Annotated in this window: 6 protein-coding genes and 1 pseudogene; 3 read left to right on the top strand and 4 right to left on the bottom strand. The window is 50.8% G+C overall.

Annotated elements, in window-relative coordinates; genetic code table 11:
* Positions 1-45 precede the first annotated feature (45 nt).
* The gene (locus ACR0DK_RS00210; RefSeq protein ID WP_480540659.1) at positions 46-237 is read left to right on the top strand and encodes a helix-turn-helix transcriptional regulator; all 192 of its coding nucleotides are present in this window, start codon (positions 46-48) and stop codon (positions 235-237) included.
* Positions 224-1581 (top strand): annotated as a pseudogene (locus ACR0DK_RS00205) (virulence-associated E family protein). The gene ACR0DK_RS00210 and the pseudogene ACR0DK_RS00205 overlap by 14 nt, the downstream one beginning before the upstream one ends.
* A gap of 541 nt (positions 1582-2122) precedes the next feature.
* On the opposite strand, the gene ACR0DK_RS00200 reads toward ACR0DK_RS00205, so the two are convergent.
* Positions 2123-2584: a very short patch repair endonuclease gene (locus ACR0DK_RS00200; RefSeq protein WP_480734471.1), complete on the bottom strand. Its 462-nt coding sequence runs from the start codon at positions 2582-2584 to the stop codon at positions 2123-2125.
* Between the two features lie 73 nt (positions 2585-2657).
* Between ACR0DK_RS00200 and ACR0DK_RS00195 the strand changes: the two genes are divergently transcribed.
* On the top strand, positions 2658-4214 hold the full coding sequence (locus tag ACR0DK_RS00195) for a DNA cytosine methyltransferase (RefSeq protein ID WP_480734470.1): 1557 nt from the start codon (positions 2658-2660) through the stop codon (positions 4212-4214).
* Between the two features lie 25 nt (positions 4215-4239).
* Here the strand turns inward: ACR0DK_RS00195 and ACR0DK_RS00190 are convergent, their stop codons facing one another.
* From ACR0DK_RS00190 to ACR0DK_RS00180, 3 genes are read right to left on the bottom strand one after another with little or no spacing between them, the layout of a single operon-like run.
* Positions 4240-9330 carry a DNA translocase FtsK gene (locus ACR0DK_RS00190; RefSeq protein ID WP_480734469.1) on the bottom strand — a complete coding sequence of 1697 codons (5091 nt, stop codon included), beginning with the start codon at positions 9328-9330 and terminating at the stop codon, positions 4240-4242.
* Positions 9330-10664: a hypothetical protein gene (locus ACR0DK_RS00185; RefSeq protein WP_480734468.1), complete on the bottom strand. Its 1335-nt coding sequence runs from the start codon at positions 10662-10664 to the stop codon at positions 9330-9332. The genes ACR0DK_RS00190 and ACR0DK_RS00185 overlap by 1 nt, the downstream gene beginning before the upstream one ends.
* Positions 10664-12511, bottom strand: coding sequence for a hypothetical protein (locus ACR0DK_RS00180; protein WP_480734467.1), 1848 nt, complete (start codon positions 12509-12511; stop codon positions 10664-10666). Before ACR0DK_RS00180 ends, ACR0DK_RS00185 begins: the two co-directional genes overlap by 1 nt.
* Positions 12512-12582 lie beyond the last annotated feature (71 nt).

Here is a 12582-nt window from a genome sequence, read left to right as displayed (position 1 = left end):
TCGCTGCGTGCCAATTTGGATCCATCAATTCGATGGAGTTCAATCATGTATCTTTCAGATCGCCAGGTGGCGAAAAGATATGGCGTTTCAAGAGGAACGCCGTGGCGGTGGGCCAAATCCGATCCAAGTTTTCCCAGGCCCGTGGAACTAACGCCCGGCTGTACCCGCTGGCGGCTCGACGAGCTTGAACGCTGGGAGACTGCAAAGACGGAGGGACACGTCAATGCAAGGGGATAAGCGAAATCGAATTCTGGAAGCCGCGGAGAAGGCCCAGCGAGTCGAATGGGATCCAAGCCCAGGAAACGCGGCTACTGGTCGTGCCACGCCGCCGGCTTCCAGCAGTTTGACATCAGGAACATCTCAGCAATCCGGCAGAGGCCTCAAGTTCCGTCATGCGGACATTCCGGTCGTCCGCAATGACAAGGGGTTGCCTGTCTGGTGCCCCGCCACGGCGATCGCAATGTTGGAAAACCATTCGGACTGGCAGGGCTGCCTGCGCCACGATGCCTTTCTCCAATGCGACATGCTGTACCGCCCTGTGCCCGGGACCGACGAAATCCAAGATTTTGAAATCCGTGAAATCAGGGACACCGATATTGTTCAGGCTCAGGTTTGGTTCAACCGAAATGGTTTTCCGGATGCGACGCGCAACACTGTCGCGGATGCCATTCAGGCGGCTGCCGGTGCAAATACTGTTGATCCGCTAAGAGACTGGCTGGCGAGTTTAGACTGGGATCGCCGTCCCAGACTGTCATCGTGGCTAATGAACTATCTTGGCGCGGAGGAGAGCACGTACAATGTGGCAGTTGGACGGTGCTGGATGATTTCGGCGGTGGCTCGCGTGTTCTCTCCAGGCTGCAAAGCAGATGGCTGCATCGTGCTGGAGGGCGATCAGGGCAGTGGAAAAAGCTCAGTTCTGCGTGAGCTGGCAGGACCAAAGTTCTTTGGAGATTCTCTGCCTGACATTTCATCCAAGGACTCAAAGCAGTTCCTTCGTGGAAAGTGGATAATTGAGCTGGCCGAACTGGCAACACTGAACCGGGCCAGTTTCGAGGCAATCAAAGCGTTTATTTCGAGACAGATAGAGCAGTACCGCCCGTCATACGGCCGTAAGGATATTGTTGAACCTCGCCGATGTGTTTTGCCGGCACAACCAATCGAGATGACTATTTGCGAGATTCAACGGGGAACCGTCGGTTTTGGCCCGTACGAACCGGGTCAATAGATGTCGAGGGCGTTCGAAGAGATCGTGACCAGCTTTGGGCGGAAGCGGTAAGCGCATACCATTCCGGCGAAGCATGGTGGCTGTCGGCGGAGATTGCCAAACTGGCCTCTCTGGAGCAGTCCGAGCGCGGCGAGGATGATCCCTGGGTGGTAGAAGTTTCCCGGTACTGCGAAGGACGGGAATTTGTGGCCTGCAAACCCATTCTGGCGGAAGCGCTCGGGTTTCGCAGTGAGAACATGGGGCAGCGCGAAACAAAAAGGGTGGCGGGTATACTGAGGTCTCTTGGGTACCAGCGAGACGGCCAGTTCACTTCCGGACCGGATAAAGGCGCTTCCAGATTTGTTCGGGTTGCTTAAACTTGGGAACGGTTGAGCAGTAGACGAAGCCAGGTTCTTTCACCGAGAGGACCTGGCGGTAGACGAGGTAGAGGAGGTAGACCGATATTGTGTTGGTATTCCGTGGCCGGTTAAGTAAATGAAATAAAACTGTTTTCAAAAGTTGGGTAAGAGCGGATCATGTCCGACTTGCTTTCTGAACAAGTTCACGCGAATACATCTACTTCATCTACTGCTTAGCTTCTTGGCGGGCGCACCTTGGAGGGGGTGGTTTCAAAGTCTCCAGCCGGATACTCGCAGACCCGTCTCTATCCGCATTCGCAATTTTTTTTCCGTGACCGGGCAGTTTTTTGCAGACAGATATGTTCCGCAAATGCTGCGGGCAAACTTCAGCCGGATTTAGAGAAGTTGTTTCGGCGTGCCCGAGAAATCGCCTCCAATTCAATGACTTAATCCGCTGACTTTTAGGCTGACGTCTTGGAAACTTCCGGTTCCATGGAAAACCGTTCTTCAGCCTTTCGATCAGATCATTTTTCCCGGCCAGGCAGGTGTTGAACAGTTGCTACAAATCCACAACCTGTGATCGCCGGTCGTCCTTCAGCCAGTTGCAGAGCCTGTTGAGCGTGATGGCCCTTTGTTCGCTGTGCCGCTTTCGAGGTTCAAGTGAGCATTCCCAGACAGTTGCGACGCTGAAACCGTTTGAAAGGGCACGTTCCAAATTTTTTTGATCTCTTTCCCAGTTGCAGCTTAGCTTTTTTGCCCATTTACTGTCCGCATCATCTTTTACCCTTGCAGCGTTTTTGCAGCCGGGATGCTGGTGCCAAAAGCAGCCATGTACGTAAACAACAGCCTTGCGACTGACAAAGACAAGATCCGGCGATCCCATGGCGCGGCTTCCGTGCAGCCGATACCGAAAGCCACGTGCAAAAAGTTCTTTTCGAACGATCATCTCGGGAAGGGTGTTTTTGTTGCGAATCCGCGACATGTTTCTGGAACGGTCGGCGGAACTTTTGATGTCAGCCATCGATCTTATCCCTGGTCATTTCCAACCATCCTGGTAAGAAGTGTAATTCCAATCGTCAGGATAAAAAACAGGCATGGCGCGAGCTTACAAAGTGGTAGATCTCTTCGCAGGGCCTGGCGGTCTGGCCGAAGGATTTTCATCGGTACTGGCAAAAGGAAAGCGCGTGTTCGACGTGGCGCTTTCTGTCGAAATGGAGGACGCCGCGCACAAGACCTTGAGCCTGCGCTCGTTCACTCGCCAGTTCCCGCCTGGCACGTTGCCTGACGAATATTACCAGTTCGTGGCAGGAACGATATCTCAGGACAAACTGTTTGAGAAATATCCTGCTGAGTGGAGGAAGGCTAAGAAGGAAGCTCTGCACGCAACCCTCGGAACGCCGGAGGCCGCAAACCTTATGAATCCTGCTATAGACAGGATCAAAAAGTCGGCCAGAGGACGAACTGTTCTGATTGGCGGTCCGCCCTGTCAGGCATACTCGCTGGTTGGCAGAGCTCGGAACGCGGGTAACTCAGAATACAATGCAGAAGACGACGGCAGACATTACCTTTACCGGGAATATATTGATATCCTGGATCGCCTTCGCCCGGCTGCATTTGTTATGGAAAATGTTAAAGGCATCCTGTCTTCCAAGGTTTCTGGAACAGGTATCTTCAAGCGCATTCTTAGTGACCTGCAGAGTGTTGGTAGTGAGGAAGGCGGTTATCGGTTGCTGGCTTTGGTCCCAAACAGAAACGGCAAAACCGCTTCAACTCTTGGTCCGGACCCGCATGATTTTATTGTTCGGGCTGAGCAGCACGCGATCCCGCAGGCACGGCATCGTGTCTTTGTCGTAGGTCTGAGGGCCGACATTGCAGACAGGCTGGACGATACAGACTACGAATCTGTGCTGAACTTTGAATGTCCGACTTCTGTCAGTACGGTACTTAAGGGACTGCCGGAAGTCAGAAGTGGTTTGAGTCGAAAAGACTCAGCAGAGGACTGGCAGAAGACGGTTCTCGAGGCTGCAGAGTTTCTTGCTTCATTGCAGCTTCAGATTGGATCCGCGGCTGAAAGAAAAAAGTGGAAAAAGACAGTCGGAACCGTAGCAAAGTTTCACAAGGCAAAGAACAATCCGCTGTCGAGAATGAGCTTAGAATACGAGCTGGCTACCGAGAGCGAGGATATGCCACGTTCGCTTATGGAATTCCTGACTGATCCTGGGCTGCCTCTGCTTGCGCAGCACGAGACACGCGGCCACATGAAGAGCGATCTCGCACGGTACCTTTTCTGCTCCGTCTTCTCAGAAGTATTTGGGCGGGCTCCCAAAGCCCTGGATTTTCCTGATGAACTGGCTCCGAACCATCGCAGCTGGAAGACTGGTAAATTCGCCGATCGGTTCCGGGTTCAAAACTGGGGCGATCCGTCAAAGACAATAACCAGTCACATAGCCAAGGACGGGCACTATTACATCCATCCGGATCCAAGACAGTGTAGAAGCCTCACTGTGCGAGAAGCAGCACGCTTGCAGACATTTCCCGACAATTACCTGTTCCTCGGCAACAGAACTCAGCAGTATACTCAGGTCGGCAACGCAGTGCCACCATTCCTTGCGAAGCAAATCGCAGAAGCGCTTGCGGAACTATTACCGTAAAGCGCAAGTTTGACGGAATGCGGAACTAATTGGAAACTATTGCACACTGAACTCGAGTGAGCTTTCCTTCCGATTTGAGGAAAGCGTCACCCTTGCCATTGAGCGTTTCCGCTCCCAGTTCGTCCATTACGACTCGGCTCTCTGTTCCACTTTTAACTCTCAACGCAAGTTGAGCAGGCAGGTTTGATCTAAGATTTGTGCTTATGACTTCGCCACTTGGTTTTTGGGTGGCAATGATAACGTGAATCCCCGCTGCTCTTGCTTTTTGCGCAAGGCGTTTCAAGCTGGCTTCAATCTTCTTTTTTGACTCCGGATCTGATGTAAGGTCAGCATACTCATCTAGGACTATTAGCCACCATGGAATTCTCCGGTCCGGAGAAACTTTGCCGTTAAACTCGGCAATCGAACGTGTGCGCTCCGATTTGAGAAGCTTGTACCGTGACTGCATTTCTTCAACGGCTTTCTCAAGCAATTCGCAGGCATCTTCGTCGTCCATACCAATCATCCCTTCAAGATGATCGGCGTTCTCAAATGCTTCGAGTTCCGTGCCCTTTGGATCAATCAGTAGGAGTTTGAGCTCATCTGCACTGTACTTGTGAACCAGACCAAAAAGTATGGTATTCAGGGCCTCCGATTTACCGCTTCCTGTTGTACCCCCAATCAGCAGGTGGGGAGAATTCGAAGAAGAAAAATTGATTTCAACAGGGTTTCCCGCTCTGTCAATGCCAACTGGGCAGGCAAGCGCCTGGTCCCGCCGAGCCCATTCCAGCCAAAGCTCTTCGGCATTCACAAAGTATCTGTCCTCGTCTGATTTTGGAACATCGATCGTGACATATCCCTCGTCGATGCTGAAGCGAATCTCCTGTTCTTCTTTCAATCTGAGCGCAAGTTTAAGGGAGTCTGCCTTCTGAGAAATCGAGTTGGGCGTGACCCCGGCTCCAGGGGTGACTCGGTACATTACTGTCGCGGGTCCTTCGGTGAATCTCATATGCGGATCGGCAGAAGGCTTAACTGAAACACCAAACTCCGCGAGTTTGTCGATAATTGACTGATATCGAGCCCCGAGCTCGTCGGGCGAAAGCCGCGTCTTCTTCTCTGGTTTTGGCTTGGCGGACGGCGCCGGGGCGCGGGGAGTATAAGGTGACGCAACAGGCTCTGGGGCAGGGTTTGCGGGTAGATGACTTTCTGCCGGGAGAGGGACCGCCTTCCCATGAGATGGATTTGGGCCGAGCGATCCCTGAACTAGTTTGCCGATTGCATTTCGAAAGGTCTTTACGACTTCGAAAGAGTAATTTTCCTCTGCGAACTTCTCAATTTCGGAGTCACCCTCTTTGACGTAGTTGCAAATCGAATAAAGTCCCTGAAGCGACCTGAGCTTGTAGTCACCAGATCTAAGACGTTCCCGAATCTCAGTGGGAAGGATCAGTGAAGTGCCTGTGGCCTGCAACCGCATGTCTCCAGCGAATTCCTTGGCCTCAGATCCTGCCGAGTCAGCTGCATCCATTAGCTTGGAACGCCAGAGATCACTGTCGACATTCCCCAGCGGCTCATCTTCGGAAAGGTCTTGGCTGGTGTTTGCCAGTAGATCCTGAAAGAGCCTCAGCGTCCTGCTAACCTGCGCCTCGCCATGCGCATCATAAGACTGGCGGAACTTCCCTTCCACAATCAGGACATCAACAAAAAGAGAACTTTCGCTTACGGACAGCGACAATCGGCAAAGATCTGCACGAGTACCCTGAACACCACCGAACCATTCGGCGTGGTCATCCAGCGAAATCCATATGCTTGCGCTGTTCTCTTCAGCGACTGGAAATTTCGACGCAGCGACGTGTTTCGCAATCACAAGGCCGAGCATCTCTTCCGTAATCCGTGATATTCCCATTGCCTGAAGGGCAAGACCTGGAGCCAGTGATCGGGCTTCATTGTAAATCTGTTCGGCAAGCCGCCGATTGCTCAAAGCCCCTTCACCGAGCACGTGAGTTAGCTTTCTCTCAATCCGTTGAATCGAGTACTCCTTGCCGGAATTGGACGATACGACTAACGTGTAAAGCCCAGAAGACCCTACGTTTTCTTTAACCGTCAGGATTTCAGGGCTGGATTCGAGATTCTCAATTTGCTCGCGTGAAATATGCCGCTCGATCGTGATGACCCAGTGGCTCAGTTTGTGCAGGAGCTCGAAAAGCTCTGCTTCTTTGCGGAAGTCAATCAAAAGCTTAATCTGGTCTGTATTGGCCGGCATTTCCGCGGCAACCGGTCTTGTCCTGCGGTGGCGAACAACGATCGTTGACCATGTTTCCAACGCCTGATCAGACGCTGCTGGCAGTTTTGAAACCGTCATAGCTTCGCCCTTACTGCCACCTTCTAGGACCGTCGGAGGATCGAGAAGTACATCAAACGAGCCGATTGAAACCATGCTGGTTGAAGTGTCATCCTGCATCTGCGGATCGTCCGCGACGAACTGAGGGATAATGCCAATGTCGCAATCGAGTTCTTCAAGTACGCCCGGCAGCCCTTCAGAATCAGCCAGATTGTGCAGTCGCAGTTGCAAGGGGGGTAGCAAAGCATCCTTGTTACTCATTCGATCTTCAACCGGAAGCTTCTCAAAATCCTTTATAATTTCTGACCAATTGGCCAGCGGCGCAACAACGTTTACGTCGACAGGAAGGTTCTTCCAGTCCCCTTTTCTAAATAGAGTCAGCAGCTTTGCAGGCAATGCGGCGCCCTTCGGCAATATGATTAGGAGTGACAAACCCTCGCTTTTGTGAGGATGGGCAGAAAGGTATTGAGTGATCTGATGGGCTATCTCCACGGTGCTTTGAGCGTCAATTCCCACTTCCCGGCCCGTACTCCTATCAAGTGGAGAAAAGAATTCGGCCCAGCCTTGTTCAGAGCTCGCAAATAGCGTTTCCTGGTTTTTTCCGATTGCAAGTGCGGGTTGCTGATGAGGCGTAAGTTTTGAGATCCAATCGAGATACAGCTCTCCATTCTCTACGTTCAGTTTAAGCTGATTTGAAAGAGCCCGGGACGCCAGTTGCTCGGATCGCTCAAGGTATTTGGCTATCCATCTAAGGCGCAAGGGGTGCGATGGGAGCATAAGGAGTCCGTGTCCATCGTTGGTTGAGATGGTGTCGGAATGCAAAAAAATCTCCGTTCGACCGTCCGTCGTACCCGCGGGAACAAGCTCATTTCGGAAACGTTCACCTACGGCAAGCCATCTATCAAAGACTTCAAACAGAAGTTCCTGCGACAAACCTTCCTTCCTGCAACGAGTTCTGAACATTTCCTGAACGTCTTTTAGTTCCATGACGATTGGGTCTGTAGCTACTTTTGCCGGGTAGCCGTTGGCCTTAGCCGTTTGCAGCCCAACAGTACGGCCTACTAATGTGGCACGCCAATCAGTAAAGGACTGATGGCTTGGGGCTTCCAATCGGGACTGCACATCTGGAGCATCATCGGCTGTAGCCATGAGGCGAAACAGGGCGAGCATTTCAATTTCGGGCGGGAACCATTGAAAACCTGTTTCTTTTTCAACTGAATCAAACTTTCCAGTATCGCTTGAGTTAGGGGCCAGCACTTCAAACACCAGCGGTACAGGCTCCCAGGGCACTTCGTGGAGTTCATCACTGTCTTCTTCTTCGCTGTCGTCAGAATCCTTCCTAAGTTGAGGCGGAGGAACTTGCGTGACGAGACGGTCATCTACTTCGAGTTCGTAGCCCTCAGTTCCCAGCTTTGTCGCCTCCGAAAGAGACTGAAGAGATGGACCGTAGATGAAAGCCATAAGTCCCAAGGTTGACTCGGCGCTTGCGGGTAATTTTCCGAGTGAAAGTAGAAATTTAGGTCGTTCGTCACCAACTTCCCAAGCTTGATGTTCTGGAAAACTGTTTAAGTACTCCGCAATTTTTATGAGGGGATTTGCGATAGACTGCGTCGCCGGGCTGGCCGCCTTTTCTATCATTTTCCGGGTTGCGGCTGTTACCAAATCCCGCAGTGCAGGTTTCTCGGGGTTTTCTGGCTCTGCATCCAGAAACTTTTGTGCGTCAAACTGGTCCTTTTTATCCAGTCCGGCCTTTACCGAGAGCTCCTCCCATTCAGGAATTCTATCACCATGGTTGTCAGTGAGCTCGTTTTCAGTACGCTCGCCAAGCTTCATGCCAGTAGTGTCCTTGGCGAATAGCTGCTCGAAGATCGAGTATGGCAGGGCCAGTCTTATTTCTGCACTTTGAGCAATGCAGTAATTTGAGCATTTTTCCCGCCAGGCTACCTGTTCCTCAGCGGACAGCTCATTGCCCTCGACATCTCTAAACACAACATCTTTTGCTTGAATGGCCAAGGTATCTCCATCCAAGTCGACGCCGCTCGCACTGACAAGGTCGGCATGTTGCCAGTTCAAAAAAAGTCGACGAGATAGTTTGGCGTCTGTTGAATTTGTCGCCCAATTCTCATCAGGAAACATATTAAGCTCGACAAGTGCCCGCCCGATCACGGCCTTTGTTTCGTCAATGTCAAACGATTTGTCCGGATCGCTGCGCTCTAATGCAACGCGGGTGCAGAACCGAACATACGGTCGTACAGCAATTGAACGCTTATTGTCTCGCAGGCTTTTCAGAATCTGAGTTATGAGGTCCACAACCAAACCGGGGGCCTGACTGTCGCGCCCTAAGACCTGCCTCCAGGCAGAGTGAACTATTTCCTCAGCAACCGAAAATCCATCCTCCTCACTATCAAACTGACCGTCGAGGAAATTTGCGTCCCGCAGCGTGAAAATGTTCCTTAGTCCCTGCTCGTCGCTAACCGGTGCTGTCTCAATGTAGAGCAGGCCATGTTCAATGTTGTTACGATAATACGTGATCGAACAATCCGGGCTGGCAATGAACTCAGGCGGGTACTTACCTTCGCCATCGTGCGATATCACGACCTTAGCTTTTTCCAGTCTTGTACCAGCGGCTCGTTCAGTCCAGATTTGGAGGAAATTTTCAATTTCAGGTTGAAACAAGTTGCTGAGCCTGAAAACCGGGTGATTGTCCCCGGTGTTTTCAGGAAACTCTCTTGTAGTTATGGTGAAAGCCGTCTCAGCCAGAGCCTTGTGGGCCAAATAGGCCAAGTTTTCGTGAGACATCAAATTTCTACCCCAACCATGCGCGTCGCGTCTGAGTATTCGGTCAGCAACCCGGCTGCGGACAGCAACTCAGTCAGTTTTGCTTCATTGTCTTCGAATATGCTGGCGTCAAAAGTTTCCAGCAGACCCGACTCGTTCGCCGCTCGACGCGCCACCAGCATGTGACACTTCTCAAATAGCCACCCGTGAATAAAGTCTTCCAGCGTCATCTGAGTTCCAGTAGGCACTCCGGCAAGGACCAAGGTTTCCAATGCATCCAGACCAAGATTGAAATGACGGCGACCTCTCCATGAATTAAGCAGCTGTGCCGTCGCCGCAGTTGCCCAAAAAAAACTGCGTATCTTGTTTCGTTGCGAATTGCTTAGTGACGAGTTTTCTCCAAATTCTTTTTCACGCCCGATTTCCACTGCTTCAGAAATAATGGAGAGTTTTTCCTTAAGACATCGTTGGGACGCGCGGCGCAGCTGTGCATTTCCTGTTCCACAATCGAAAACTAAAGGACTAGGAGCATTGGTCGGATCGACAAAAACTTCGGACCGGACAGACTGCATTATGGAAAGCCAAATGGCCGTCCAGTTCACAATAGCCTTTATTCGGGTGACAGCAGACACATCCTGATGTTGCAGGATACTGTCCACGCCATCGCGATATAGGTTGTCCAGTTCATCGTTTAATACTCTAGATTTCTCTTCGACCTGATCCTCCATCGCTGTGTTATCCTCGCGGCTATGGGCGGCCATAGTCTCCACCAGACGATCGAGAGGTCCGCCATCAGTTGTGTCGTATAGTTTCGCGAAGCCCTGCCTGTTCCTTGTTAACCTGGAAAGATCCGGATCATGTCTCAGTATTTTGAATGCAAGCGCGCCACCTCCTCGAAAATAGCGCCTTTCGATCCCGACACGATGATCCCATGGTTTGCTGGATTTGGAGACCCTTGCGTCATAGTGGATCAGAGACTTAGTGTACGGGAAAAAATGTGCTCGGTCCCATCCAGGACGCTTTGTTGTGCTGGGAATCCTGAGTTGTAAGCACTCCAGCAAACCAGCTAATGCGTCTTCGGACTCTTCATCTAGAATAACTTGTTGCCTGGCCGGGTGGGTTTTAAAGAACTCGTCCCAAACAAGTTTTCTTGCAAAGTCGAGAGCACGTCGTTTTATTTTTACAGACGGTGTGTCTGGAAGCAAAACTGGATTCTCGCACCCAAAAACGAGGTTCAATAGTTCGATGCCAGGGTAGTGACCGGCGCCATCATAATCGAGAATTCCGCCGAAAACCGAAACTGAAATGTCAGGTCCCTTTGCCGTTTTTTGTTCTTTGGCTTGCTGCACAGTCATCAACCTGCGCCCCCGACCCGAATGACATTCTCGTCGATCGCGACCGATTGAAGTTCACCGTTAAGAAAGAATTTTATTTCAGCATCCTTTCGGCTTGCCTCTTCGCTGAGTTGAGCCAAAAAGTTCTTAGTTCTTCTAATGTCGTGCGCGTAGAAGCTTTCCGGAACATAGCCTCCACTTGCTCTGGAAATCATGTCAAAAGCCAGCAGATCAAGGAAAAAGTCTCTTCTACCTCCGCTTTCCGAGTGCACTTGAAGGCAAACGTGCCGATCAATCCAGTCAACGGCGTTTGACATCGCGTACCGTTGCTTATCCTCGGTTATGCTCCACTGCTCAATCATTGGTACGAGTTTGATGTTCTTCGGTTGGATCTCACGGGAGATAATTGCAGCGTGCGTTGTTGCTGCTCCGAATGCCGGGTCCACTAGAAGAAGGTTTGTTTGTTTCTTTTGCATTTGAATGCCTTGAATAGTGTGCAATCCAGCCACTATTCGAGACTTGATCCGGGACATATCGGCTCCGGTAGTCTGTCCCTTCATGATTTTTTCAAAGTCTTCGCCGTATTCAAAGCCAAGCGCGTTCATCAAATTGGCTTCTTTAGAAATACCGTCGAAGTACGCGCGTCGGCGTAAAGATCGCACAACTTCGGCAGAATTCTCTGCTTCCTTCCTGCGCTCTTTTTTGTTGCGAGGATTGCCAACAATGTCATCAATACCATCAGCAGCATCTAGATACCCAGACGATGCTGCTTGGGTCTGAAAACACAGATCCAATTCTTCCGTTGGAAATACCCCAAGCTCGTTGATTAATTTTTCGTCCAAAGAACGATTGGCCTGCATGCCAGGGTCTAGTTTTTTGAGCTTAGATAGAGCGGGAATTCTATTGATCTGTTCAGGCTTCAAGCTTGGCGGACTCAAAAAGAGAAGATTGTAGAATGCGTAGCGGTGCTGCCAGCCCCGTTTCCTGGATCTCAGGCGTTGATGAACATCTGCGCACAACAGTCCACCGGTTATAGCGAAAGACACTATCATGAGCATCTCCCGTATAGTTATCACTGCGCCAAGTCTCTCAGAAACAGCGAATAAGCCTTCCAGCCTTAAAATTCTTGATTGTGCTACCGTTTCTTTGGGGTCAGAAAAAAGTTCAAAATTCCTGTAGATCGGACAGTTCGGTCGGCTATCGCAAGTATTGCAAGCTGTCCATCTTCGGCGATCTAGCCAACTGCGAAGAGCCTGTCTAACAAGTGAGTCACCTTTTTTTGAAGCTACAGACTGGTAGTTCAGGTTGACTAGATGCGTCTTGCCGTCGCCGCTGGCTAGTCCACTTCTAAAGGATGAGTGAAAATCATTCAGTAGCTCTCGACAACCAGCTGCGTCGGATTTGACCTCTAGCACTGCGCGTAAGCGGCCTTCGTTAGCGCATATCACTGTGAGAACGTCAGTTTCCGCCTTAGCCTGTTCCACTTTTTGGGCGGCAACAATGGGCGTTAGTTCTGAGAAATCCTTATACACTCGCAATGGTCTACTTGAACTCGAACCGTCCTTTCCTTCGATTATGAATTCGCCGTCGCATCGATTGTTTATCAAGTGACGGGCCTCGTCCTGAGAATACCCGGAGTGTTCTTCCAATAGACGTCTACATAGGTGAGTTTTACCGTGTCCCGCATCGCCTGTCAGAACGATTATTTGAGATCTATTGGCTACATCGAGAATATACTTGAGCGCTTGGGTATGAAGATCCAGCGCATCATCGCTCTTCTGGTATTCTTCGTAAATTTGGTCGTGATTTGGATTGAACGGGAGGTAGCGTCCCATTCTTGAAACATGCTTGCTTTCTGCTTGAGGCATCTATTTCTCCACGACTTTACTGTTAGTTAAACAGCTTTGGGTAGCGACGATTGTCAACTAGCATTTCCGGA

Source organism: Ruegeria sp. CE6, assembly GCF_056537485.1.
The sequence above is the reverse complement of the archived record's forward strand: the minus strand, read 5'-3'. Positions and strand labels throughout refer to the sequence as shown.